Origin of the sequence: Salinirubellus litoreus (assembly GCF_037335815.1) — an archaeon.
Taxonomy (GTDB): domain Archaea; phylum Halobacteriota; class Halobacteria; order Halobacteriales; family Haloarculaceae; genus Salinirubellus; species Salinirubellus litoreus.
Genome location: NZ_CP147841.1, coordinates 2,171,002 through 2,192,766 on the forward strand (window position 1 = coordinate 2,171,002; position 21,765 = coordinate 2,192,766).

The following is a 21,765-nucleotide window of genomic DNA, read 5'->3' on the forward strand; positions in this document are numbered from 1 at the left end:
CGGGACGGGACGACGGTTCGATACTCTCGACGATCCACGGCATCACGCGGAGTCCACCCGGCGGGGCTGAAAGGGTGTCGCCGGATGGCCACGTCCAAGTCCTCCCCCGACCAGTCCCGGATATGACCGACAGCGAACGCGAGTCCGTCCCCGTCCCGGGCGGACGGGACGTGCGGGCGACGCTCGACGACCCCGGCGGGGCCGACGCCTGCGTCGTCGCCTGCCCGCCACACCCCCAGATGGGCGGGAAGCGTACCGACCGTCGCATCCGGGCGGTGAGCGACTACCTCACGGAACGGGGGATCGCCTGCCTCCGCTTCGACTATGGTCCCTGGGACGAGGGACCGGGCGAGCGGACCGACGCCCGAAACGCCCTCGGCTGGGCGCGAGAGCGGTTCGATCGCGTGGGACTGTTCGGCTACTCGTTCGGCGGTGCGGTTGCGCTGCTGGCGGCGGCCGCCGAGTCAGAGGACGGAACTCCGCCCGAGGTGGTCGTCGCGCTCGCCCCCGCCGCCCGGCTCTCGGATGACCTCGACGCCGCGGCCGCCGTCGCCGCCATCGACTCCCCTCTACGAATCGTCTACGGCGAGCGGGACACGACCGCCGACTGGGGGCCCGTCGTCGAGCGCGCACGCGAGGTCGGCGCGGGGGTGGTCGAACTCCCCTCGGACCACCACTTCGTCGGCCGGGACGCGAGCGTGGGGGAGGCCGTCGGGTCGTTCCTCGTCGACCGGCTGTAGTCACCGGGATCGGAACCACCGGATACCGCGGCCGGGGCGCGGGCACGGGATCGCGCCGGGGCGATCACGGTCGTCGCTGGCGACGGGGACGACCGCGCTCATGGCGTCGGTATCGCGGCGGAGCGCCGTCCCGCCCCGTCGCGCTCGTCGTCATCCCTGATCCGGCGGGTTCGGACACCCTCGGCCGTGCTCCGGTCGGGAGCGGGCGAGTCGAGATCATCGCCCCGTTCCGGGGACGGGCGCGTGGCACTTCCACGCGAACTTTCCCCCCGTTCGAAACGGTTTTCCCCCAGTCCCGCACATGGTCGTTATGCCGACAGAGGGTGTCTCGGAGTACGACCCTACGCTGGGTAACAAGTTCGTCTTCGTCACCGGCGGGGTCATGTCCGGACTGGGGAAGGGTATCACCGCCGCCTCGACCGGGCGACTCCTCGCCAACGCCGGGTTCGACGTGACGGCGGTGAAGATCGACCCCTACCTGAACGTCGACGCGGGGACGATGAACCCCTACCAGCACGGTGAGGTCTACGTGCTGAAGGACGGCGGCGAGGTCGACCTCGATCTGGGGAACTACGAGCGGTTTCTGGACGTGGACATGACCTTCGACCACAACGTCACGACCGGGAAGGTCTACAAGGAGGTCATCGAGAACGAGCGCGCGGGCGACTACCTCGGCAAGACCGTCCAGATCATCCCGCACGTCACCGACGACATCAAGCGGCGCATCCGCGAGGCCGCCGAGGGCCACGACGTCTGCATCGTCGAGGTCGGCGGCACCGTGGGAGACATCGAGGGGATGCCCTACCTCGAGGCCCTCCGGCAGTTCTCCCACGAGCAGGACGAGGAGGACCTCCTGTTCGTCCACGTCACCCTCGTCCCCTACTCGAAGAACGGCGAGCAGAAGACCAAACCCACCCAGCACAGCGTGAAGGAGCTCCGCTCGATCGGCCTCCAGCCGGACGTCCTCGTCGGGCGGTCCGACGAGCGGCTCGACCCCGAGACCAAGCGCAAGATCGCCCTCTTCTGTGACGTGCCCGACGAGGCGGTGTTCTCGAACCCGGACGTCGAGGACATCTACCACGTCCCGCTGGTGGTCGAGGAGGAGGGGCTCGACACCTACGTGATGGAGCGGCTCGGGCTGGCCGAGGACGCCATCCCCGCCGCGGAACGGGACAACGAGTGGCGCGAACTCGTCACCCGGGACCGGGACGGCGAGGTCGACGTCGCGCTCGTCGGGAAGTACGCCCTGGAGGACGCCTACATCAGCATCCACGAGGCGCTGAAACACGCGGGACTGGAGCGCGGCGTCGACGTGAACGTCCTCTGGGTGGACGCCGACGAGATGAGCCCCGACCACGAGCGGAACCTCGAACGGGCGTGCGGCGTGGTCGTTCCGGGCGGGTTCGGCGCCCGCGGCACGGAGGGGAAGGTCGACGCCATCCGCTACGCCCGCGAGAACGACGTCCCCTTCCTCGGGCTCTGCCTGGGCTTCCAGATGGCCGTCGTCGAGTACGCCCGGAACGTCCTGGGCTACGAGGGAGCCCACTCCGCCGAGATGGAACCCGAGACCCCCCACCCCGTCATCGACATCCTCCCCGAGCAGTACGAGGTCGAGGACATGGGCGGGACGATGCGGCTCGGTGCCCACGAGACGGAGATCGAGCCGGGGACGCTCGCCCACGAACTCTACGGCGCGGACTCCTGCACGGAGCGTCACCGCCACCGCTACGAGGTCAATCCGCGGTACCTCCAGGCGTTCGAGGACGCGGGCCTCGTCTTCTCGGGGACCGCCGGGAACCGGATGGAGATACTCGAACTGCCCGAGCACCCCTACTTCCTCGGGACGCAGTTCCACCCCGAGTTCCGCTCGCGGCCGGGGCGGGCGAGCCCGCCGTTCGTGGGATTCCTCGACGCCGTCCTCGAACACGACGGTACGACCTCCGACGGCGGAGAGGGGGAGGGTGAGGAGGTGACCGCCTGATGGTCGACCCCGGGACGTTCGTCGAGGACGCCGTCGAGGAGATCCGCGAGGCGGTCGGCGACGCGAACGCCGTCATCGCCCTGTCCGGGGGGGTCGACTCCTCGGTGGCGGCGACGCTCGCCTACGAGGCCATCGGCGACTCCCTCACCGCGGTCTACGTCGACACGGGGCTGATGCGGAAGGGCGAGACCGAGGGGATAGAGGAGACGTTCGCGTTCATGGAGTCGCTCCGCGTGGTCGAGGCCCAGGACCGGTTCCTGGACGCCCTCGCCGGCGTGACGGACCCGGAGGAGAAGCGCCACGCCATCGGCGAGCAGTTCATCCGCGAGTTCGAGACGGTCGCCCGCGAGGTAGGTGCGGAGTACCTCGTCCAGGGGACGATCTACCCCGACCGGATCGAGAGCGAGGGGAACATCAAGTCCCACCACAACGTCGGCGGACTGCCCGAGGCGGTCGACTTCGAGGGCATCGTCGAACCCGTCCGGGACCTCTACAAGGACGAGGTGCGGGACGTGGCCCGCGAACTCGGCCTGGAGGAGGTGATCTCCGAGCGGATGCCGTTCCCGGGCCCCGGTCTCGCGGTGCGGATCGTCGGCGAGGTGACCGAGGAGAAACTGGCGGTGGCCCGCGACGCCACCCACGTCGTCGAGGACGAACTCGAGGAGTTCGAGCCCTGGCAGGCGTTCGCGGCGGTGCTCGGGAAGGCCACCGGCGTGAAGGGTGACAACCGCGTCCACGGCTGGGTCGTCGCCGTCCGGTCGGTCGAATCCCGCGACGGGATGACCGCCCGGGCCCAGGAGCTCCCCTGGGAGGTGCTTCAGCGCATCCAGTCGCGCATCACCGGGACGAACGACGACGTCGCGCGCGTGGTGTACGACGTGACGCACAAGCCGCCGGCGACCATCGAGTACGAGTGAGCGGTCGGCCGGGAGACGAACAGGTCCGAACGATGGGCGGCCGGTCGCCGCCCGGAACGACACGAGACACACACATGATCGCGATCATCGCCGGCCCCGACGGGGACGGCCTCGGAGACGCACTGGAATCGAGGGACGCCGACGTCCGCTACGCGGCCGGAACGGCCGCGCGACCCGACCTCGAGGAGGCGGGGATCCACGAGGCGGACCTGCTGGTCATCACCGACGCGGGACTCGCCACCTCGATCCCCGTAGCGAAGGACCTCAACCCCGGAGTCCGGGTCGTCGTGTACGCCCACGACAGCCTCCCGGAGTTCGCCCGCGGACAGGCCGGACACATCGTCGACCCCGCACTGCTCGACGCCGAGACGGTCGCCGAGGAGCTGGTGTAGCGGCATCGAACCGTCCGGAACCGGCAAAGCACTCGAACTCTGGGGGGAGATTTGGGTCCCCGTCTAGGCACTTCTGGAAAATTGGTTATGACGTCCCCGGACCTCCCCGTCGGTGATGTTCGGAAGCAGCAGACGGTCGGTGTTGAGGGGTATCGGCGCTGGAACCGCGGCGCTCGTCGGTGGGGCCGGCGTCGTCAGTGCGGCCCCGGGCAGGGGTCCGCCGAGCAAGGGCGAAACGATCGTCGACGTCGCCGTAGCTAACGGGTTCGACGTCCTGGTGGCCGCCGTGCAGGAGGCCGGGCTCGTCGATGCCCTCAGCGGTAACCGCCAGCTGACCGTGTTCGCGCCGACTGACGCCGCCTTCGGTGAACTAGGTGTCACTGCCGACAACGTCGGCGATGTGGACTTCGAGGCAGCTGTCGGGGCGACACTAACCGAGATCCTCACGTACCACGTAACGCCGGGCCGTCGGAAGGCGAAGTCCGTCACCGGCGCGAGCGAGCTACCCACGCTGAACGGGGCCAAGATCGACGTCAGCGGAACGGTTCTGAACGACGGGCAGGCGGAGATCGTCCAGACGAATCTCCCGGCGTCGAACGGTATCGTCCACGTCATCGACGGGGAAGACGTGGATGGCCCAGGTGTGTTGCTCCCCTGAACGAACCCGGATCTCGGCCGCCGGAACCTCGGTGCTCTCCGTCCCGACTCCCCGGACGGAGAACACGTCGACCCGGACAGTCAGCGTGACGAGCTCCAACCGCAGGAGCTCGTAGTGGGTCGCTCCGCCCGGATACCCCCCGCTTTCTGCCGGTAGTGGCCAGAACCGTTAGGTGCGTGGCACGACTCGGCTCGCTCGATGGAGGCGGTCCTCTGGCAGGTGTTCGCGGGGACCCGGGGCGGACACAACCGGGCGCGCCTGCTCCGGGCGGTCGAGGAGCGGCCGCGGAACGCCAACCAGCTCGCCTCGGCGCTAGATCTCGACTACAAGACGGTCCGACACCACCTCGACGTGCTGGAGGAGAACGGGATCGTCCAGTCGACGGAGGCGAGGTACGGCGCGGTATACCTGCCGAGCGGCAGGACCCGGCGGCACTGGGATACCGTCGAGGAGGTGCTCTCGGAGGTAGACGGGGTCGACCCGTGAGGCTCCCGACCCCAGCCGGGACCGGGCGCTCCGAGTCGGCTCGGATCGCTGGCGGTATGGTCCGCCGGCGTCCACGGCCTATCGCTCGATGCGCTCGCCGAGTTCGGCCAGCCTGACCGATCCGCTCCGGTTGAAGGGGGTGCCGTGGCCCATCCCGATCACGTCCACCGCGGGGGCACGGTCGGCGAGGTCGTGGATGCTCTCGCAGACCGTCTCGGTGTCGTAGGAGAGGACCCACGGCGAGGGGTGGAGCCGCCCGTCGCGCTCCATCACGAGGTCGCCGACGAAGGCGGCGTCGAGTTCGTCGGAGACGAACGCGGTGTGGCCGGGGGTGTGTCCCGGCGTGTGGTAGGCGACGAACGACCCGACCTCGTCCCCGTCGGCGATCAGGTTCGGCTCGGTCGCGGGCCGACGGGCGAACAGTCCACTCAGACGCTGGAACGCGCCCTTGTGGTGGAAGAAGGGGGGTTTCTCGCGGCGCATCAGGAACGGCGCGTCGGCCGCCCCCATGTACCACTCCGCGCCGGTGTCGGCGAGGACGCCGGCCAGCGCGCCGACGTGGTCCACGTCGTAGTGGGTGACCAGCACCCGCTCGACCTCGGTGAGGTGGTAGCCGGCGAGTTCCACGGCGGTCCGGAGCCGCCCGCCGTCCACGGGGGTCCCGCCGTCGACGAGCGTGAGCGTCCCGCCGTCGTCGGCGAGGTACGCGTTCACCCCGCTCAGCTCTATCTGCCAGACACCGTCGCGAAGCTGGGTGACCATACCTCGCGTACGCCGGGCCGTGTCAAGATACTGTTGCCTCGCGGCCGCTAGATGGGGAGTCGCGACCGGATCGCGCCGGAGAGGGCCCGCGTCCGCGAGGGCCGGCGGATCCGCTCCATCTCCTCGTCGCTCAGCTCGAAGTCGAAGACCTCGCGGTTGGCCGCGATGTGTTCCCGGGAGGTGGCCTTCGGGATGACCGAGACGTTGGGGTGCTGGAGACACCACCGGATCGCGACCTGTGCGGGGGACTTCCCGTGACGTTCGCCGACCTCGGCGAGCACCGGATCGGAGAGCATCCCGCCGTGACCGAGCGGGGAGTACGCCGTCAGGAGGAGGTCGTGTATCTCGCAGTAGTCGAGCAGCGAGGACTGATCCCAGTAGGGGTTGAACTGGACCTGGTCGGCGAGGAGTTCGTGGTCGGCGGCCTCGCGGGCCTCGTGGAGCCGTTCGACGTCGAAGTTCGAGACGCCGATCTCCCGTACCTTCCCCTCGTCGACGAGCTCGTCCATCGCCCGGAGCGTCTCCTCGACGGGTTCGCGCTGGAACGGGTTGTGGATCAGGAGGAGATCGACGTAGCGGGTCCCGAGCCTCGCGAGGCTCTCCTCGGTCGACCGGAGGACGTCGTCGTACGAGCGGTTCCCGTTGTCGAGCTTGGTCGTGACGAAGACCGCCTCGCGGTCGGCCTCCGAGGCGGCGAGGGCGTCGCCGACCTCGCGCTCGTTGCCGTAGGCCTGTGCGGTGTCGAGGTGGCGGTAGCCGAGCTCCAGCGCGGTCTCGACGGCCCGGCGGCAGTCCTCGCCGGTGAGCCGCCACGTCCCGAGACCCAGGGCCGGGACGTCGACGTCTCGGATAGTCACGTCGAGGATGTCGGTTTCGGACACGCCGTGGCGTAGTCGGCCCGCGGCCCTGTACCTGTCGTCTCGCGGGTGGGTCTCGTGTTCTCGCGAACGCCGTCCTGCCGTCGCGAGCGAACGGCCCCGAGGAGGGGGATCCGTCGGCACGGATCCGGGATCACCGGGCCCGCCCCCGACCGGTCGATCAGACCCGGGCGACCCGAAGCTCGAACCCCTCGGGGAGGCCGTAGACGGCCCGGAAGGTCCCCTCGAGGAAGTCCGCGGCGTGCTTGGGGTCGGCGATGGCCGAGACGTACACCGTCCCCTCGGGGGCCTTCCGCGTCTCGGGCTGTTTCAGCTTGAACACCGGGAACGTGCCGAGATGTTCGTCGAGCGCGTCGCGCTCCTCGTCCGAGACGGTCAGCGTGAACAGCCGGTCGGCGTACTCGACCCGGACGTGCCTGTCGCCGTCGACGCCGTCGAAGACGACCCCCTCGCTCCCCCGGATGCGGTGCGTGGTCACGGCGTCGACGGCCAGGGCGAGCCGCTCGCTCGCCTCGGCCGCGTCGAAACGACCCATGCCCCATCCTCGTGGGCGGGGTACTAAAGCCCGCGTGGACGAGGGCGCTCGAGGAAGCCGTACCGGGCGATTCGCGGGCGTGCGGCGCGGCGACAGGGTGCAGCGTCCGACGGAGGGAAAAGGCATATCCCCGCCGCCGTGCACCTCCGGACATGAGCAACTCCGGGGAGTACTACACGCGGGACCGCTGGCAGAACTGGCTCGACCGCCTGCGGGAGGAGGAGATCGACCCGGAGAACGAGAACTCCGCGCGACTGCTGCTCAATCTTCAGGACGACGCGGCCATCGCCGTAGCGAAGGTCCTCACCGACCACGAGGACGGCGAACTCGGCGAGGAGGCCGCGATGGACGAACTCGAGCGGATACGCGAGATCGTCCTCTCCGAGGTCGAGTTCGACGACGAGGAGAAGCTGATGCTCGTCGACGGCGTCCAGACCTCGCTGGTCTGTGTCTTCTACGCCGCCGAGGAGTACGTCGTCGGCGGACCCGCCGAGGAGGGGACGGTAGAGGACTACGTCCGGGCGGCCGTCGACGCCGAGGCCGAAGAGGAGATGGACGCGGCAATCGGCTACTGTGCGCAGGCCGGTACCCGCATCATCGACGGCGAGGAGCTCGACATGTCCCTCACCGAGGAGGTCGAGTACGGGCTCGTCGCCGAGTGGATAAACGGCCTCGACAGCCTCCAGACGGCGCTCGCGGACCCCGAGGTCGTCGAGGAGGACGAGGAGTAGCCCGTCACCACGCGGGCGGGGCACCGAGATCGACCTGGCCCGCCGACTTCCTCGGACTTCGACGACTGTCGAAATCTACGTCGACAAACACTTATACGATTTCTCCGAACCGTACGGTATGAAGGACGTCGGTATCGACGCGGTGGAGATAGAGACGGGGAAGCTCCGGCTCGACCTGGCGGAGACGTTCGCACCGGCGAAGGGGGAGGCCCCCGAGAAGTACACGAAGGGGCTCGGCCTGTACGCCTCCTCGTTCCCGGACGTCTACGAGGACATCGTGACGATGGGGGCGAACGCCGCCAAACGGCTGATGGAGCGCCGGGGGCTCACCCCCGCGGACATCGGCCGGATCGACGTGGCCACGGAGTCGGCGTTCGACAACTCCAAGCCCGTCTCGACGTACATCGCGGGCTGTCTCGAACAGACCTTCGAGGGTGACTTCCACCACGCCAACAAGGGCGAGCGGAAGTTCGCCTGTGTCGCCGGCACGCAGGCCATCGACGACGCGTACAACTGGATCCGCGCGGGCCGAAATCGGGGCCGATCGGCGCTGGTCGTCGCGACCGACACCGCGCTCTACGCACGGGGCGACCCCGGCGAGGCCACGCAGGGGGCCGGCGCGGTGGCGATGCTCGTCTCCGAGGACCCCGATCTCGTCGAGCTCTCGACCGAGCAGGGGTACGGCAGCGCCGACGAGACGGACTTCCTGAAGCCCAACCAGCAGTTCCCGAGCGTCGACGGCAAGCGCTCGGTGCAGGTCTACCTCGCGCGGATGCGCGAGGCGCTCGTCGACTACGAGTCCGTCGCCGGCGACGTCCACCCGGACGACTTCGTCTACGCGCCGTTCCACACCCCGTTCCCGGGGATGGTCCGCAAGGCCGCGCTGCTCGCCTACCGGCACGTCACCCGCGACACCGAGGTCGAGGAGGAGCTCGCCGCCGAGATCGGGCGTCAGCCCCGACCGGAGGCGTTCGACGACGAGGAACAGTACTTCGACGCCGTCGCCGAGTACACGGACGCACTGAAGGAGACCGACCGGTACGCCGACTGGTACGACCGCGTCATCGACCCGACGCTCGACATCTCCCGGCACGTCGGCAACTGGTACACCGGGAGCGTCCACGTCGCCCGCGCGGCCGCGCTCAAGCGCGCCCACGAGGAGGGCCGGGACGTGACCGGCGAGACGCTGCTCGTCGCCTCCTACGGATCGGGCGCGCAGGCCGAGATTCACGCGGAGCGCGTCCAGCACGACTGGGAGGCCGAGATCGAGTCGATGGGCGAGAACGTCGACGCCCAGCTCGAGGACCGCTACGAGCTCTCCTACGAGGAGTACGAGACGGTCCACGACGCCCACAACCACGACAAGGAGACGGACTTCGAGGAGTTCACGGCCCCCGAGGGGGAGTTCACCTTCGACGGCTGGGGGCGGATGGGCGAGCGCAAGTACAGCTACGTCGAGTAGTACCCACGGATCGAACCGATCTCTCCTCGCGGGTCCTGACCGGTACGTTCACGGCCGGTATCCCTCGCCGACGCGTCCGGGAAGTCGAAGCTACCATATGACCGAGGGGCGACGGGAGCGTATGAGTACCGAGACGGGCCCCGACGGCGACACCGGGGTCGCCGAGGACTCCGGCACGGGGGACGACGCGGACGTCGCCCACGCCAACGCCGAACAGCAGGTCGTCGCGGTCGACGCCGAGGACGACGAACAGGGTGTCGTCAACCGGCTGGAGGCACACACCGGTGACGGCACCCGCCACCGGGCGTTCACCGTGATCGTACTGGACGAGGACCGGAACGTCCTGCTCGCCCAGCGTGCGCCGGGCAAGCGGCTCTGGGACACCTACTGGGACGGGACGGTCGCCTCGCACCCCGAGCAGGGACAGACGCAGACGGAGGCCACCCGCGAGCGGCTGGAGGAGGAGCTCGGCCTCTCGTCCTCGCAGTACCGCGACCTCCGCATGACGGACAAGTTCGAGTACAAGCGCTACTACCTCGACGAGGGGGTCGAGTGGGAGGTCTGTGCGGTGCTCAAGTGCATGGTGGTCGACCGGACGCTCGACCCCGACCCCGACGAGGTGGGTGGCTGGATGTGGGTGCCGTACGACCACCTCTACGAGAACCAGCGGCTCTACCGACAGCTCAGGCTCTGCCCCTGGTTCGAGATCGCGATGCGGCGGGACCTGGGCGAGTAGGACGGTCAGAACCGAGTGAGGGCCTCCTCGCGGCGAGCGGTGAGGCCTCGAAGCGGACCGTGAGGACGGCTCGCGAGTAGCGGGACACGGAGAGCGGGGTACTCGACACCTTTTCACGGACGTCGGGCCTCCCCGAGGTATGCCCGACATCGACGAGGTGGAACTCCTGGAGTCACTCGACGGACAGGTCGCGCTCGTCACCGGGGCGAACCGCGGGATCGGCGCGGAGATCGCCCGGCGGCTGGTCGACCTCGGTGCCACGGTGTACGCCGGGAGCCGTTCCCGGGAGAACGAGACGCCCGAGGGCTCCGAGCGGGTCCTGCTCGACGTCACCCAGGAGGGCGACGTCGAGGCGGTCGTCGACGGCATCCACGAGGAGGCGGGGCGGCTCGACGTCCTCGTGAACAACGCCGGCGTGGGCGAGTTCGGCGAGGACATCGTCGCCGAGCCCACTTCGCGCATCGACCGGACGCTCGCGGTCAACCTCCGGGGGCCCACGATCGTCTGCAAACACGCGGTTCCCCTCCTGATCCAGCGCGAGGGTGGCCGCGTCGTGAACGTCTCCTCGGGGATGGGGGCGCTCGGCGAGGGGATGAGCGGCGGGTCGCCGGCCTACCGGATCTCGAAGACCGGACTGAACGGGCTGACCGCCTACCTCCACGGGGAGTACCGGGACCGCGGTCTCATGGCCAACAGCGTCTGTCCGGGCTGGGTGCGCACGGGGATGGGCGGCGAGGGGGCGAACCGGAGCGTCGAGGCGGGTGCGGAGACGCCGGTGTGGCTCTCGCGGTTCGCCCCGGGGAGTCCCGGTGGCGAGTTCTGGCGGGAGAAGGAGCGTATCGACTGGTAGCCGTCGTTCGTCCGCCGCTACACCGTCCCCTCGGACGTCCCGAGGAGGAGCGTACCGACGACTATCACGATCACGCCGACGATGCCGATGACGATCCGGAGCACCTCCGATGGGACGGTCGCGAACCCGAGGATCCCGATGAGCACGATGCCGACCACCAGCGCGACGGATCCGAACCGGACGCGCTGGTCCCTCGAGAGCGACTTGAACGCGTTCAACGCCTGTGACATTACCCGACGTTGGAGCGGCGATTACATAACCGCCACGGAACCGTTCGACCGGGACCTCCCTGCTCCCCTGCCGCTCGAAGGCGGGACGTCCCGCTCGACCTCGATCGACACTCGACCGGTACCGATGGACGATCGTCTCTTCTGTCGCGCCGCGAGTGTGGTACCGTCATCTTGTTGCGCGATAACGTGGACGTTCTAGGTAGATGATCTCCGATAGATTTACGTATGTATTCGAATATCTGCGAACGTAGCCCATGCAACTACACGCCCTGCGGACCGCCGCACTGCTGTACACCGAGGGGACGCTCACCGGCGAGGACGCCGCTCGCTACGTGGGGACCTCCCCCGAGAACTGGCACGCGTACTGCCGGGCCCACGGGGTCGAACTGCCCGAAGCGGCCGGTCCGACGGACGAACGCGCCGCCTGACGCGGTCACTCCCGTCGTACCGAGAGGTTCTGTACGTTCTCGCCGCAGCGGTTGCACGGTCCGCGGTACCCGGTGGAGATGAACCGCGCGCCGCAGCCGAGACATTCGTAGTAGTGCATGTGTCACCGTACGTCACGACAGGGCTTAACGATAGCGCGCCGGCTCAGGGTCGGGTCGTCGCCCAGACCGCGAGCGCGGCGAGCACGAGTGCGGGGACCAGCGGGAGGACGAGGAACGCGTCGCGGTAGCCCAGTCCGAGCGACGCCGTGAGCCACTGGACCCGGGGAACGAAGTAGAGCAGCACCGGGATGACGACGAGCGCGACGAACAGCATCCCGACCAGTACCCACCCCCGCCAGCCGAACTCGCGGGTCCCGCCGGGCGGCACGTCCCCGCCCGGCCCCGGTCCGGTCGCTCCCGGCGGTTCGCCGTCCTCCCCACCCACCCCCTCGGAGGGCTCCTCGCCGTCGGCCTCCCCGTCCTCGCGGGACTCGGCGGGATCGAAACGGTACGTCGAGTCGTCGGCCACGGCTACCCGTCGTACTCGGCGTACTCCCCCTCCTCGTACACCGAGTCGGGGACGACCACGACGCTCCCGAACCCCTCGCGGTCCTGGAGCATCTCGTGGGCACGGGCGGTCTCGGACATCGGGAGCACCGCACGGATGCGTGACTCGAACGTGCCGTCCCAGACCTTGGCGAGGACGTCGTCCATCTCGCCGGGCGTCCCCATCGTCGATCCGAGGATGTTCAGCTGCTTCCAGAACACCCGCGAGAGGTTGGTCTCCGGCATCGGCCCCGAGGTCGCCCCGCAGGTGACGATCGTCCCGCCCTTCGCGGCGGCCTTGATCGAACTGTCCCAGGTCGCCTCGCCGACGTGGTCGACGACGACGTCGACGCCGCGACCGTCCGTGTCCTCGTAGACGACGTCCGCGAAGTCCTCCGCCTCGTAGTCGATCAGGTGGTCCGCGCCGAGCTCGGCCGCGTAGTCGAGCTTCTCCTCGCTGGAGGCGGTGGCCCACACCTCCGCGCCGGCGTTGACCGCGATCTGGAGCGCGGCGTGGCCGACCCCTCCGGAGGCACCGAGGACGAGCACCCGGTCGCCCTGGTCGACCTCCGCGCGGGTGACGAGCATCCGCCAGGCGGTCTGGAAGACCAGCGGTGCGGAGGCGGCCGTCACGAAGTCGACGTGCTCCGGTACCGAAACGAGGTTGTCCTCGGGGACGGCGGCGAGTTCGGAGTGGACTCCGCCCATATGTTCGCCGATGAGCGCGTAGCGCTCGCAGAGCGAGTAGTCCCCATCACGACAGAACTCGCACTCCCCACAGGAGGTCCCGGGGGCGACGGCCACCCGGTCGCCGGCCTCGAACCGCGAGACGCCTTCGCCTACTTCGCTCACGACGCCCGCCGCGTCGCTCCCCGGGATGTGCGGGAACTCCCCCGGCGAGGGCATCCCCCGGCGGGTCCAGACGTCGAGGTGGTTCAGGCCGCCGGCCTTCACCTCGATCAGGCACTCGTCGCGCTCGATCTCGGGGTCTGGCTGGTCGCCGTACTCCAGCACGTCGACGTCGCCGTGCTCCTCGTAGTAGACTGCTTTCATCGCCCCGAGATCCGGGTGGGGGACCCAAAACCCTAGCGGAGGTCGCCGAGGGTTCCGGGGTCGGAGAACCGATTTCGAGACCGGCACCGCCCGGACGGGGCTCGGCCTCGGCCGGGAGTTTTAGCCGGTGGGTCCCGAACGACGACGCATGAGCGACGACCCCGACCGGCCGCTCCAGGGCCGCGACGAGCACGAGATGGGCGACGAACACGACCACTACGAGGACGGCGACCGGGACGAGCACGGACACCCGGACAGGGAGCACGAACACGAGCAGGAAGGGCACGAACACGACCACGGGCCCACACACGACGAACACGGCCACCACGCCCACGACGTTGAGGAGCTCGGGGTTGCGGTGGCGACCATCTCCTCGTCCCGCTCGCTGGAGGACGACCCGGCGGGCGACGCCATCGTCGAGGCGTTCGAGGCCGAGGGTCACGGGCTGGCCACCCGGGAACTGCTCCGGGACGACTACGACGGCATCCAGTCCGCGGTCGGCAACTTCGCCCGTCGCGAGGACGTCGACGTCGTCGTCACGACGGGAGGGACGGGCGTGACTCCCGACGACGTCACCGTCGAGGCGGTCTCGGACCTGCTCGAGAAGGAGCTCCCGGGGTTCGGCGAACTGTTCCGACGCCTCTCCTACGACGAGATCGGGACTCGCGTCGTCGGGACGCGCGCGATAGCGGGCGTCGTCGCCGGTACCCCCGTCTTCTGTCTCCCCGGAAGCGAGAACGCCGCTCGCCTCGGAAGCGAGGAGGTGATCGTCCCCGAAGCGTCCCACCTGGCGGGTCTCTCCCGGCGCGAGGAGCAGGGCGAGGACGACGAGGACCGGGAGGCCGACCACGTCACCTCCCCGGACGAGTAGGACCGCACGGCGCAACCATCCCTCAGCGGCTACCGAGCCCACCGGTCGAGGCAATCCGTGGCGGGTCCCCTCCGGTGATCCGGACGTCGCCACCGAACGCCCGTATCAGGCCGGCGTTCGTCTCGACGTGATCGGTGACCCGTGGTATCGCGACCTCCCCGCCGGCAACGGCGAGCGGGAGCACGAGCTGATCCGCGGTGTGCTCGTCGACCGCCGCCCCGCCGGCATCGAACCGGGCGAACGCCTCCGCGGCGGCCGCCCCAACGTCCTCGGCGGGTCGACCCCGCTCGCCGAGCGCGTCGAACCCCGCCAGCGAGTGCTCGTACTCGGCCCGGACGAGCACCACCGATCCCGGCGAGTCGCTCTCGGCGTACTCGACGGTCGACTCGACCGGGGCCGGAACCTCCAGGTCATCCACCACCGCATCCACCTGTCGCCGGGCGACCTCGGCGTCCTCGAGGCTCCGCGAGGCGACCGACACCACATTCACCGACCGGAGCTCCCCTCGATCGGCCAGTTCGATCTCCCGGGGCTCGGCGGGTGAGAGTGCGAGGGTCGCCCTCCCACCGCCGACCGGGTAGAACCCCCGCCGTTCGACGGTCGTCCCCGCTTCGAGGCCCGCACGGCGGACGAGGGGCAGTTTCACCGATCGCTGGTGGTCGACCGTCGGTGCCCACTTCACGTCCGTTCCGCCCGTCGCCCGGAGGCGGAGCGGCTCGGCAAGCGCGTAACCCACCGGGAGGATCGAGTCGAAGACGAGCGGAACGCTCCCGGCGGTCCCGACGGCCACCCCGTACTCGCCACCGGTAGGGGTTCCGGGTTCGAGTTCGAACCCGGAACCCCCTGCCTCCGCGCCGGTCACCTTCGCGTCGCAGACCGCGGCGACGGCCTCGATCGCCGCGAGGTGCTGCGGTCGAATCCCCGGCTTCGGGCGCTCCTCGCGGACCCCGGCCATCCGGAAGGCCTCGCCCGTCAGCGCCGAGCAGGCGAGGGCCGTCCTGACGAGCTGGCCGCCGCCCTCGCTCCCGTCGAGTTCGAGCATGGGTGGGATAGGCGACGGGGATGCGAGTAGCCTTCGCCCGGCTCTTCACGTTCCTCTATCCGCAGGTACGCGGGCCGTTCGACGACCTCGCCCGACCGGTTCACGTCGCTCGGAGTGCGGTCAGTCACACTCGACGGGTCGTCGACGGTCGGTACGGCGTTCCCGGGAGAACCGCCCGGTAGACCGGTCCCCGTCCCCGACCGGCCCGGTCTGCCGGCCACCGTTGAAGACCACGCCGCCCGTCCGCTCCCCATGGACAAGCAGGCACTCCGCGAACGGGTGTGGGACGAACTGGAGGATTCCGGCGAGGCCCGGTTCCCCTTCCCGCCCCACGGCCGCATCCCGAACTTCGCCGGCGCGGACGGGGCGGCCGACCGCCTCGCCGAGACCGACGCGTGGCGCGAGGCGGACGCGATCAAATCGAACCCGGACGCCCCGCAGCTACCGGTCCGCCGTCGGGCACTCCGGGAGGGGAAGACGGTCTACATGGCCGTCCCCCGGCTCCGCGAGGCGGACTGTTTCGTCGAGATCGATCCCGCGGTCGTCGAGGACACCGACGCCGCCGCGACGGTCTCGGGGATGGACGAGCACGGCCGGCAGGTCGGTCCCGAAGCGATGCCTCGAATCGACCTCGTGATCTCGGGGAGCGTCGCCGTCGACGAGGCCGGGAACCGGGTCGGGAAGGGCGAGGGCTACTCGGATCTGGAGTGGGGCGTGCTCTCGGAACTCGGACTCGTCGAGGTGGGGACGCCCGTGGTCACGACCGTCCACGAACGCCAGGTCCGCGAGGAGGACTGGGACTCCGATGCCCACGACGTCCCGATGGACTTCGTGGTGACGCCCGACCGGGTGATCGGGACGGGCGCGTCGGGGAAGCCCGAGGGTATCGACTGGTCGGCGCTCCCGGCGGAGCGTCTGGTGGAGATACCCGTTCTGCGGGAGCTACGTGACGGTTAGCCGCTCCCAGGGAGCGGGCAGAGCGACGCCGTGAACCGGACGACGTCCTCGGTGTCGTTGCGGGCACCGTGTGGCGTGCCGCGCTCGTGGAGGACGACGCCGGGCGCGGTGATCCGCTCCTCGTCCTCGCCCTGGATGACGGTCAACGTACCCTCGAGGAGGTGGAAGACGTTGGTGCTGTCGCCGTGCTCGTGCGGGTCGAGGACGGCCCCCGGTCCGAGCGCGAACGCCTTCACGAGCACGTCGTCGGTCACGACGAGTTCGGCGGTCACGACCTCGCCCTCCTCGGGGGTCAGTTCGGCGGCCTCGGGGTAGCGGTCCATCGCCATACGCGGGAGTGGCCGGGACGGGGCTTAGTGGTTCGGCTGGCGGGACGACGGTCCGAGGAACGTAAGTCAGACCGAACGAACCTCGTGAGCGACCTGGAAGCCCCCGATTCCATTCCCAACTGGGCAGTTCCCCGGGCAGGCGTCCCGTCCCAAGCGTGACCCCCTCCGACTTAACACTGTTCGACCGATACCCCCAACAGTTTTCTCTTGGAAAGCCCACCACGCGGGTATGTCGTTCAGGCTCACGGCCGAACACGAAGCCATCCGGCAGGCCGTCCGCGAGTTCGGCGAGGAGGAGATGCGTCCGGTCGCGCGCGAGCACGACGAGAACAAGGAGTACCCCGAGGACCTCCGGCGGCAGGCGGCCGAACTGGACTTCGTCGCGCCGCACATCCCCGAGGAGTACGGCGGCGCGGGGATGGACATGCTCGGGCGCGTGGTCGTCACCGAGGAGCTCTGGCGCGCCGATCCCGGGATCGGCTCGGCCATCGGTTCCGCGGGGTTCGGCACCTCGATGATCCTCGAGTACGGCGACGAGTGGATGAAGGAGGAGTGGCTCCCCCGCATCGCCAGTGGAGACTCCGCGTCGTCGACCTGTATCTCCGAGCCGGCCCACGGATCGAACGTCGCGGGGATCGAGACCCGTGCCGAGAAGGACGGCGACGAGTGGGTCCTGAACGGGAACAAGATGTGGATCACCAACGGGACCGTCGCGGACCTGGCCGTGGTGATGGCCAAGACCGATCCCGACGCGGGCCACCGCGGCATCACCGCGTTCCTCGTCCCCACCGACACCGAGGGGTACGAGTCGACGAAGATCGACAACAAGCTCGGCATCCGGGCCTCGGATCTCGGGGAGATCCAGCTCGACGACGTGCGTATCCCCGAGGATAACGTCGTCGGCGAGGTCGACAAGGGGTTCTACCAGCTGATGGACTTCTTCGCCTCCGGCCGAACCGGCGTGGCCTCCCAGGCCGTCGGGGCCGCCCAGGGCGCGCTCGACGCCGCGAAGGACTACGCGAACGAGCGCGAGCAGTTCGACCAGAAGATAAGCGAGTTCCAGGCGATCCGACACAAGATCGCCGACATGGCCACCAGCACCGAGGCCGCGCGGTCGCTCACCTACCGCGCGGCGGGGGCGATCGAGGAAGGTGCCGAGGACGAAGCGGTCAGATTCGCCTCCATGGCAAAGCTGTTTGCCAGCGAGACCGCCGTCGACGTGGCCGACGAGGGCCTCCAGGTCCACGGCGGTGCCGGCTACGTCACCGACCACCCCGCCGAGCGGTTCTACCGCGACGCCCGCATCACGAAGATCTACGAGGGCACCTCGGAGATACAGAAGAACATCATCGCCGATCGGCTCCTATGAACGCGGACGCGCCCGAACCGGACCACGAGGCCTGGTCGGCCGCCCAGGAGGAGACGGAGGTACGCGTCGACGGTCACGACCTGACGATGGCCTACCGCGACGAGGGCTCCGGACATCCCGTTATCTTCCTCCACGGCATCCCGACGTGGTCGTTCCTCTGGCGTCGGGTCGCCCCCGCCTTCGAGGACGAGTACCGGACGATCGTCCCGGACATGCTCGGCTACGGCAACTCGGATAGACGGGACTCGTTCGACCGCTCGATCCGGGCCCAGGAGGACGCTCTGCAGGCGCTGATCGACGACCTCGATCTGGGCGTGGTCTCGCTGGTCGCCCACGACATCGGCGGCGGGGTCGCGCTGCGTTATTCAGCACATCACCCCGACCGCGTCGAGACGCTCGTGCTCTCGAACGCCGTCTGCTACGACTCCTGGCCGGTCCAGTTCGTCACGGACCTCGGTCTGCCCGACACTGCGGAGATGGATCCCGAGGAGTTCGAGGGCCAGCTCGACGCCTCGTTCGTCCGCGGGCTCTACGGCGACGACGTCGACCCGGAGTGGGTCGAGGGCATCAAGGAGCCCTGGCTCCGCGAGGACGGCCGCCGGGCGCTCTCGCGGGCCGCCGTCGCCACCAACACGAACCACACCACCGAGATCGACTACGACGTCGTCGACTCGCGGACCTACTGCGTCTGGGGGGCCGACGACGTGATGCAGCCGATCGAGTACGGCGAGCGGCTCGCCGAGGACCTCGACGGTGAGGTCGTAGCCCTCGATGACGCCTATCACTGGGTCGTCGAGGACCGCCCGGCGGCGTATCGCGAGGCGCTCGCGGAGGCGCTGGCGTGAGCCGTTCGGGAGTCGAACCCGTCGGAGCCGTTCGGGGAGCGACCGCGATACGCCGACGGCCATGACCGACGAACCCGAGTGGACGTTCAAGCGTCGGGACGTGCTGATCCTCCGTGAACTCTCCCGGGATCCACAGCTCTCCTCGCGTGACCTCTCGCGGATCCTCGAGGAGAAGTACGACATCACGGTCTCGCACGTCACCGTCTCCGAGTCGATCCGGGGGATGCGCGAGGAGGGCGTGTTCCGCGAGGCGGTCATCCCCAACGAGGAGTACTTCATTTTCGCGCTTTTCGAGTTCCGGTTCAATACCGAGCGGTTCGCCGAGGGCTGGCGCGACGCGATGGAGTACGTCCGCGACTCGCCGAACACGCTCTTCTACTTCCTCTCGGACGGGGAGTACCAGTGGAAGGCGGTGATGATGTTCCCCGACCGCCAGTCCGAATCACGCTGGATACACGAGTGCTACAAGACACACGGCGGGGTCATCGACAACATCCGGAACAGCGTCGTCCACAACGTCCTCAAGTTCCGGACCGACCCGGAGCTGCTCGACAGCCTCCACCGGGGCGACGAGGAGGGGTAGCCGGGGGCGGAACGCGGAGCACTCACATCTCCGGCTCCGTCCCGCTGCGCCGCGAGCATCGGGGAGGACTCCCAGTACGTTCGTTCCGCGGCTTCGACCCCTCGGCCGAGCGTGTGTGCCGTCCCCCGGCAGAGTTATGTGTGAGAATATCTTTCAGAGAACGTGTCATGAAGACACTCGACTGCCCGATGGAGGGATGTACGGCCCACATCGAGGGCGAGACGGAGGAGGAAGTGATGGCACAGGCGGAAGAGCACGCGAAGAGCGCGCACCCGGACATGGAACTCGACGAGGGGACGGTCGCGAGCATCCGATCGCAGATTCGGGACGCCTGATACCGACCGCGGGGGTGGGTTCCGAACGATCGACGAGCCGCCGTATTACCCGAAGGTCCGAACACCGATCGGTGTGCTCACTCGCCGTTCAGCGCCCCCCCGACCGCCAGGAGCGACTCGACTCCCCGGGGTTCGTCGAGCTCGGGGACCTCCGTCACCGGCAGGTCGAACCGCCCGCGGACCACCTCCAGCCGTTCCTGCTGACGGTCGCGCTGGCGGGTGCACCGCGAACAGTCCTCGTTCACGTCGACGAGCACGCCGTTGGCGACCAGATCCGCGATCGGCACCTCGTACTCGCGGAGCCGGTCGACGAGCCGCCCGGTCTCGGCGAGGACGAGCGCCTCGGGTCGGAAGACGACGCGAAAGCCCGTCCGCTCGGGGTCCCGGAGGGCGGCCTCGACCCGCTCCATGCGCTCCCGGAGCTCGGCGAACCCCTCGTCGGCGTCGTCCTCGCCCCGGAAGGCCGCCGGGCCGAACACCATCGAGCGGGCGGTGTCGGCGGCACGTCTGACCTGTGAGCGGACGCTCGCCGCCGTCTCGACGGCCCGACCCACCGTGTCGGGCAGGTCGAGCAGGCGGAGCGTGTGGCCCGTCGGGGCGGTGTCGAACACCACCCGCTCGTAGCCGTCGAGGTACTCGCCGAACAGGTCGAGTGCGGCGATCTCGTCCGCGCCGGGCATCGCGCCGCCGAACAGCGCGTCGAGGTCGTCCTCGGGGACGCGTACGCCGACCGAGCGCATGTCGTCGGCGAGCGCCTCCGCGAGCACCCGGTAGCGCTCGGCTCGCGAGGCCGGGTCGATCTCCACCGCCTCCAGGTGCCGAGTCACCGACGTCGGTTCGCTCCCGATGTCGGCGTCGAGGGCGTCGCCGAGCGAGTGGGCGGGATCGGTCGAGACGACCAGCGTCTCGTGGCCCGCGTCCGCGAGCCCGACGGCGTACCCGGCGGCGCAGGTGGTCTTACCGACCCCGCCCTTCCCGCCGAACATCGTGTAGGCGTTCACGCTCGGGGGTTCGTGACGACGACACGTCAATCCACCACGTCGCGCGGATCGTTCCGCGGGTTCCGAACCGACCGGACGAACGGGGCTCGCGGTCCCGGAGACCGGACGTCGATCGTCGCCCTTCGGACGATGTGACCGACAGCCTATACTGACGGTTGTGACTGTTTGTGGGAGTGACCGGATGCCCTCACCCGGTCACATCCACAATGGCCCACAACCGTCAGTATATTCATCGGCCCGGACGCACCCGCCCACATGCCCTCGCTCCCCGCCAGGTTCGAGGACGGTCCCGGTCGGGTCGTCCTCGCCCTGGTCCTCGCGGTCCTCCTCGCCGCGCTCGGTCTCGGCTTCGGCCAGCTGCTCGTCCGTGGGGCCGCCACGCTCCTCGAGTCCTACGGCGTCGCCGTGACGCCCGCCCGCGCGGTGCTCATCTCGACGGTGCTGTTACAGGGTGTGGCGTTCGGGACCGTCTCGCTCGCCTACCTCCGCCTCCGCGGGCTCGATACGTCGTACCTGGGCGTGCGCGTCCCCTCGCTCCGGGAGTGGCTGACCGCCGCCTCCGGGTGGGTGCTCGCGCTCGTCGGCGCGGTGACGATGGTCGTGGTCGTGGTCGTCACCGGCCTCGACCCGGCGGCCAACCGGGCGGGCGAACTCGGGCAAGCGGACCCGCTCGTCTTCGCGATACTGGTCCCCGTCTCGTTTCTCCTCATCGGCCCCGGGGAGGAGCTCCTGTTCCGGGGGATCATCCAGAACTCGCTCGTGGAGTCGCTCGGCCGGGGCCCGGGGATCGTGCTGGCGACGCTCCTGTTCGCCGCCGCGCACGTCTTCTCGCTCACCGGGCCGCTCACCGGCCGGGCCGTGACGGTCCTGCTCCTGTTCGTCCCGGGGCTGGTGCTGGCCGTCTCGTACGACTTCACCGGAAACCTGGTCGTTCCCTCGCTCGTCCACGGCGCGTACAACGCGACGCTGTTCGCACTCTCGTTCTTCGGGACCGTCTTCGGCGGGTGAGCGACGGCGGCGCTCCGGCCCATCTATCCCGGCTCCGTAT

Annotated in this window: 28 protein-coding genes; 18 read left to right on the top strand and 10 right to left on the bottom strand. The window is 69.4% G+C overall.

Going from position 1 to position 21,765, the window contains the following annotated elements; all coding sequences use genetic code 11:
* The first annotated feature begins 122 nt into the window (after positions 1 to 122).
* From WDJ58_RS10695 to WDJ58_RS10720, 6 genes are all read left to right on the top strand, one after another.
* Positions 123 to 740, top strand: a complete 618-nt coding sequence (locus WDJ58_RS10695) for an alpha/beta hydrolase (protein ID WP_338917694.1) — start codon at positions 123 to 125, stop codon at positions 738 to 740.
* 310 nt (positions 741 to 1,050) lie between these two features.
* Positions 1,051 to 2,721: a CTP synthase gene (locus WDJ58_RS10700; protein WP_338917695.1), complete on the top strand. Its 1,671-nt coding sequence runs from the start codon at positions 1,051 to 1,053 to the stop codon at positions 2,719 to 2,721.
* Positions 2,721 to 3,638, top strand: coding sequence for a glutamine-hydrolyzing GMP synthase (guaA, locus tag WDJ58_RS10705; protein ID WP_338917696.1), 918 nt, complete (start codon positions 2,721 to 2,723; stop codon positions 3,636 to 3,638). Before WDJ58_RS10700 ends, guaA begins: the two co-directional genes overlap by 1 nt.
* A gap of 74 nt (positions 3,639 to 3,712) precedes the next feature.
* Positions 3,713 to 4,030 carry a DUF7126 family protein gene (locus tag WDJ58_RS10710; RefSeq protein WP_338917697.1) on the top strand — a complete coding sequence of 106 codons (318 nt, stop codon included), beginning with the start codon at positions 3,713 to 3,715 and terminating at the stop codon, positions 4,028 to 4,030.
* Positions 4,031 to 4,145: 115 nt separating this feature from the next.
* Positions 4,146 to 4,688 carry a fasciclin domain-containing protein gene (locus tag WDJ58_RS10715; protein ID WP_338917698.1) on the top strand — a complete coding sequence of 181 codons (543 nt, stop codon included), beginning with the start codon at positions 4,146 to 4,148 and terminating at the stop codon, positions 4,686 to 4,688.
* 198 nt (positions 4,689 to 4,886) lie between these two features.
* Positions 4,887 to 5,174, top strand: a complete 288-nt coding sequence (locus WDJ58_RS10720) for an ArsR/SmtB family transcription factor (protein ID WP_338917699.1) — start codon at positions 4,887 to 4,889, stop codon at positions 5,172 to 5,174.
* Positions 5,175 to 5,252: 78 nt separating this feature from the next.
* Here the strand turns inward: WDJ58_RS10720 and WDJ58_RS10725 are convergent, their stop codons facing one another.
* The 3 genes from WDJ58_RS10725 to WDJ58_RS10735 form a co-directional block, all read right to left on the bottom strand.
* A complete protein-coding gene (locus tag WDJ58_RS10725; RefSeq protein ID WP_338917700.1) occupies positions 5,253 to 5,936 on the bottom strand; it encodes an MBL fold metallo-hydrolase in 684 nt (227 codons plus the stop codon).
* Positions 5,937 to 5,983: 47 nt separating this feature from the next.
* Positions 5,984 to 6,802 (bottom strand): aldo/keto reductase, encoded by an 819-nt coding sequence (locus WDJ58_RS10730; RefSeq protein WP_338917839.1) that lies wholly within the window; start codon positions 6,800 to 6,802, stop codon positions 5,984 to 5,986.
* A gap of 172 nt (positions 6,803 to 6,974) precedes the next feature.
* Complete coding sequence (locus WDJ58_RS10735; protein WP_338917701.1) at positions 6,975 to 7,349, bottom strand: hypothetical protein; 375 nt, start codon at positions 7,347 to 7,349, stop codon at positions 6,975 to 6,977.
* Positions 7,350 to 7,501: 152 nt separating this feature from the next.
* Here WDJ58_RS10735 and WDJ58_RS10740 point away from each other — a divergent pair, with 152 nt between their 5' ends.
* From WDJ58_RS10740 to WDJ58_RS10755, 4 genes are all read left to right on the top strand, one after another.
* Positions 7,502 to 8,080 carry a DUF2150 family protein gene (locus tag WDJ58_RS10740; protein WP_338917702.1) on the top strand — a complete coding sequence of 193 codons (579 nt, stop codon included), beginning with the start codon at positions 7,502 to 7,504 and terminating at the stop codon, positions 8,078 to 8,080.
* Positions 8,081 to 8,198: 118 nt separating this feature from the next.
* On the top strand, positions 8,199 to 9,542 hold the full coding sequence (hmgB, locus tag WDJ58_RS10745; protein WP_338917703.1) for a hydroxymethylglutaryl-CoA synthase: 1,344 nt from the start codon (positions 8,199 to 8,201) through the stop codon (positions 9,540 to 9,542).
* A 121-nt stretch (positions 9,543 to 9,663) separates the two neighbouring features.
* Entirely contained in the window at positions 9,664 to 10,278 is a 615-nt protein-coding gene (locus WDJ58_RS10750) for an isopentenyl-diphosphate Delta-isomerase (protein WP_338917704.1), read from the top strand.
* 139 nt (positions 10,279 to 10,417) lie between these two features.
* The gene (locus WDJ58_RS10755) at positions 10,418 to 11,128 is read left to right on the top strand and encodes an SDR family NAD(P)-dependent oxidoreductase (protein WP_338917705.1); all 711 of its coding nucleotides are present in this window, start codon (positions 10,418 to 10,420) and stop codon (positions 11,126 to 11,128) included.
* Between the two features lie 17 nt (positions 11,129 to 11,145).
* On the opposite strand, the gene WDJ58_RS10760 is transcribed toward WDJ58_RS10755, so the two are convergent.
* Complete coding sequence (locus WDJ58_RS10760) at positions 11,146 to 11,358, bottom strand: hypothetical protein (protein ID WP_338917706.1); 213 nt, start codon at positions 11,356 to 11,358, stop codon at positions 11,146 to 11,148.
* 254 nt (positions 11,359 to 11,612) lie between these two features.
* Between WDJ58_RS10760 and WDJ58_RS10765 the strand changes: the two genes are divergently transcribed.
* Positions 11,613 to 11,786, top strand: coding sequence for a hypothetical protein (locus WDJ58_RS10765; RefSeq protein ID WP_338917707.1), 174 nt, complete (start codon positions 11,613 to 11,615; stop codon positions 11,784 to 11,786).
* 5 nt (positions 11,787 to 11,791) lie between these two features.
* Here the strand turns inward: WDJ58_RS10765 and WDJ58_RS10770 are convergent, their stop codons facing one another.
* The 3 genes from WDJ58_RS10770 to WDJ58_RS10780 are packed head-to-tail and all read right to left on the bottom strand — an operon-like array spanning position 11,792 to position 13,385.
* Positions 11,792 to 11,905, bottom strand: coding sequence for a rubrerythrin-like domain-containing protein (locus WDJ58_RS10770; protein WP_338917708.1), 114 nt, complete (start codon positions 11,903 to 11,905; stop codon positions 11,792 to 11,794).
* A gap of 44 nt (positions 11,906 to 11,949) precedes the next feature.
* Positions 11,950 to 12,315 (bottom strand): hypothetical protein, encoded by a 366-nt coding sequence (locus tag WDJ58_RS10775; protein WP_338917709.1) that lies wholly within the window; start codon positions 12,313 to 12,315, stop codon positions 11,950 to 11,952.
* 2 nt (positions 12,316 to 12,317) lie between these two features.
* The gene (locus tag WDJ58_RS10780; protein WP_338917710.1) at positions 12,318 to 13,385 is read right to left on the bottom strand and encodes a zinc-binding dehydrogenase; all 1,068 of its coding nucleotides are present in this window, start codon (positions 13,383 to 13,385) and stop codon (positions 12,318 to 12,320) included.
* 148 nt (positions 13,386 to 13,533) lie between these two features.
* On the opposite strand from WDJ58_RS10780, the gene WDJ58_RS10785 reads away from it, so the two are divergent.
* Entirely contained in the window at positions 13,534 to 14,256 is a 723-nt protein-coding gene (locus WDJ58_RS10785; RefSeq protein ID WP_338917711.1) for a MogA/MoaB family molybdenum cofactor biosynthesis protein, read from the top strand.
* 22 nt (positions 14,257 to 14,278) lie between these two features.
* Here the strand turns inward: WDJ58_RS10785 and rtcA are convergent, their stop codons facing one another.
* Positions 14,279 to 15,298: an RNA 3'-terminal phosphate cyclase gene (rtcA, locus tag WDJ58_RS10790; protein WP_338917712.1), complete on the bottom strand. Its 1,020-nt coding sequence runs from the start codon at positions 15,296 to 15,298 to the stop codon at positions 14,279 to 14,281.
* Positions 15,299 to 15,550: 252 nt separating this feature from the next.
* Between rtcA and WDJ58_RS10795 the strand changes: the two genes are divergently transcribed.
* Complete coding sequence (locus WDJ58_RS10795; protein ID WP_338917713.1) at positions 15,551 to 16,255, top strand: 5-formyltetrahydrofolate cyclo-ligase; 705 nt, start codon at positions 15,551 to 15,553, stop codon at positions 16,253 to 16,255.
* On the opposite strand, the gene WDJ58_RS10800 is transcribed toward WDJ58_RS10795, so the two are convergent.
* On the bottom strand, positions 16,252 to 16,584 hold the full coding sequence (locus WDJ58_RS10800; protein WP_338917714.1) for a cupin domain-containing protein: 333 nt from the start codon (positions 16,582 to 16,584) through the stop codon (positions 16,252 to 16,254). The two genes, WDJ58_RS10795 and WDJ58_RS10800, sit on opposite strands and share 4 nt — an antisense overlap.
* A gap of 229 nt (positions 16,585 to 16,813) precedes the next feature.
* On the opposite strand from WDJ58_RS10800, the gene WDJ58_RS10805 reads away from it, so the two are divergent.
* The 4 genes from WDJ58_RS10805 (at position 16,814) to WDJ58_RS10820 (ending at position 19,716) form a co-directional block, all read left to right on the top strand.
* Positions 16,814 to 17,953, top strand: coding sequence for an acyl-CoA dehydrogenase family protein (locus WDJ58_RS10805; RefSeq protein WP_338917715.1), 1,140 nt, complete (start codon positions 16,814 to 16,816; stop codon positions 17,951 to 17,953).
* Positions 17,950 to 18,798 carry an alpha/beta fold hydrolase gene (locus WDJ58_RS10810; protein ID WP_338917716.1) on the top strand — a complete coding sequence of 283 codons (849 nt, stop codon included), beginning with the start codon at positions 17,950 to 17,952 and terminating at the stop codon, positions 18,796 to 18,798. Before WDJ58_RS10805 ends, WDJ58_RS10810 begins: the two co-directional genes overlap by 4 nt.
* Before the next feature lie 61 nt (positions 18,799 to 18,859).
* Positions 18,860 to 19,381 carry an Lrp/AsnC family transcriptional regulator gene (locus WDJ58_RS10815; protein ID WP_338917717.1) on the top strand — a complete coding sequence of 174 codons (522 nt, stop codon included), beginning with the start codon at positions 18,860 to 18,862 and terminating at the stop codon, positions 19,379 to 19,381.
* A gap of 167 nt (positions 19,382 to 19,548) precedes the next feature.
* A complete protein-coding gene (locus WDJ58_RS10820; protein WP_338917718.1) occupies positions 19,549 to 19,716 on the top strand; it encodes a DUF1059 domain-containing protein in 168 nt (55 codons plus the stop codon).
* Positions 19,717 to 19,793: 77 nt separating this feature from the next.
* Here the strand turns inward: WDJ58_RS10820 and WDJ58_RS10825 are convergent, their stop codons facing one another.
* Positions 19,794 to 20,717 carry an ArsA family ATPase gene (locus WDJ58_RS10825; protein ID WP_338917719.1) on the bottom strand — a complete coding sequence of 308 codons (924 nt, stop codon included), beginning with the start codon at positions 20,715 to 20,717 and terminating at the stop codon, positions 19,794 to 19,796.
* A gap of 255 nt (positions 20,718 to 20,972) precedes the next feature.
* On the opposite strand from WDJ58_RS10825, the gene WDJ58_RS10830 reads away from it, so the two are divergent.
* A complete protein-coding gene (locus WDJ58_RS10830; RefSeq protein ID WP_338917720.1) occupies positions 20,973 to 21,725 on the top strand; it encodes a CPBP family intramembrane glutamic endopeptidase in 753 nt (250 codons plus the stop codon).
* Positions 21,726 to 21,765 lie beyond the last annotated feature (40 nt).

What these genes read in the sequence shown, in the direction of transcription:
- hmgB (WP_338917703.1), top strand. Translation starts at nt 8,199, where the DNA reads ATGAAGGACGTCGGTATCGACGCGGTGGAGATAGAGACGGGGAAGCTC.
- WDJ58_RS10785 (WP_338917711.1), top strand. Translation starts at nt 13,534, where the DNA reads ATGAGCGACGACCCCGACCGGCCGCTCCAGGGCCGCGACGAGCACGAG.
- WDJ58_RS10715 (WP_338917698.1), top strand. Translation starts at nt 4,146, where the DNA reads ATGTTCGGAAGCAGCAGACGGTCGGTGTTGAGGGGTATCGGCGCTGGA.
- WDJ58_RS10740 (WP_338917702.1), top strand. Translation starts at nt 7,502, where the DNA reads ATGAGCAACTCCGGGGAGTACTACACGCGGGACCGCTGGCAGAACTGG.
- WDJ58_RS10720 (WP_338917699.1), top strand. Translation starts at nt 4,887, where the DNA reads ATGGAGGCGGTCCTCTGGCAGGTGTTCGCGGGGACCCGGGGCGGACAC.
- WDJ58_RS10695 (WP_338917694.1), top strand. Translation starts at nt 123, where the DNA reads ATGACCGACAGCGAACGCGAGTCCGTCCCCGTCCCGGGCGGACGGGAC.
- WDJ58_RS10770 (WP_338917708.1), bottom strand. Translation starts at nt 11,905, where the DNA reads ATGCACTACTACGAATGTCTCGGCTGCGGCGCGCGGTTCATCTCCACC.
- WDJ58_RS10815 (WP_338917717.1), top strand. Translation starts at nt 18,860, where the DNA reads ATGACCGACGAACCCGAGTGGACGTTCAAGCGTCGGGACGTGCTGATC.
- WDJ58_RS10735 (WP_338917701.1), bottom strand. Translation starts at nt 7,349, where the DNA reads ATGGGTCGTTTCGACGCGGCCGAGGCGAGCGAGCGGCTCGCCCTGGCC.
- rtcA (WP_338917712.1), bottom strand. Translation starts at nt 15,298, where the DNA reads ATGCTCGAACTCGACGGGAGCGAGGGCGGCGGCCAGCTCGTCAGGACG.
- WDJ58_RS10725 (WP_338917700.1), bottom strand. Translation starts at nt 5,936, where the DNA reads ATGGTCACCCAGCTTCGCGACGGTGTCTGGCAGATAGAGCTGAGCGGG.
- WDJ58_RS10805 (WP_338917715.1), top strand. Translation starts at nt 16,814, where the DNA reads ATGTCGTTCAGGCTCACGGCCGAACACGAAGCCATCCGGCAGGCCGTC.
- WDJ58_RS10760 (WP_338917706.1), bottom strand. Translation starts at nt 11,358, where the DNA reads ATGTCACAGGCGTTGAACGCGTTCAAGTCGCTCTCGAGGGACCAGCGC.
- WDJ58_RS10830 (WP_338917720.1), top strand. Translation starts at nt 20,973, where the DNA reads ATGCCCTCGCTCCCCGCCAGGTTCGAGGACGGTCCCGGTCGGGTCGTC.
- WDJ58_RS10750 (WP_338917704.1), top strand. Translation starts at nt 9,664, where the DNA reads ATGAGTACCGAGACGGGCCCCGACGGCGACACCGGGGTCGCCGAGGAC.
- guaA (WP_338917696.1), top strand. Translation starts at nt 2,721, where the DNA reads ATGGTCGACCCCGGGACGTTCGTCGAGGACGCCGTCGAGGAGATCCGC.
- WDJ58_RS10795 (WP_338917713.1), top strand. Translation starts at nt 15,551, where the DNA reads ATGGACAAGCAGGCACTCCGCGAACGGGTGTGGGACGAACTGGAGGAT.
- WDJ58_RS10700 (WP_338917695.1), top strand. Translation starts at nt 1,051, where the DNA reads ATGCCGACAGAGGGTGTCTCGGAGTACGACCCTACGCTGGGTAACAAG.
- WDJ58_RS10780 (WP_338917710.1), bottom strand. Translation starts at nt 13,385, where the DNA reads ATGAAAGCAGTCTACTACGAGGAGCACGGCGACGTCGACGTGCTGGAG.
- WDJ58_RS10810 (WP_338917716.1), top strand. Translation starts at nt 17,950, where the DNA reads ATGAACGCGGACGCGCCCGAACCGGACCACGAGGCCTGGTCGGCCGCC.
- WDJ58_RS10800 (WP_338917714.1), bottom strand. Translation starts at nt 16,584, where the DNA reads ATGGCGATGGACCGCTACCCCGAGGCCGCCGAACTGACCCCCGAGGAG.
- WDJ58_RS10820 (WP_338917718.1), top strand. Translation starts at nt 19,549, where the DNA reads ATGAAGACACTCGACTGCCCGATGGAGGGATGTACGGCCCACATCGAG.
- WDJ58_RS10765 (WP_338917707.1), top strand. Translation starts at nt 11,613, where the DNA reads ATGCAACTACACGCCCTGCGGACCGCCGCACTGCTGTACACCGAGGGG.
- WDJ58_RS10755 (WP_338917705.1), top strand. Translation starts at nt 10,418, where the DNA reads ATGCCCGACATCGACGAGGTGGAACTCCTGGAGTCACTCGACGGACAG.
- WDJ58_RS10710 (WP_338917697.1), top strand. Translation starts at nt 3,713, where the DNA reads ATGATCGCGATCATCGCCGGCCCCGACGGGGACGGCCTCGGAGACGCA.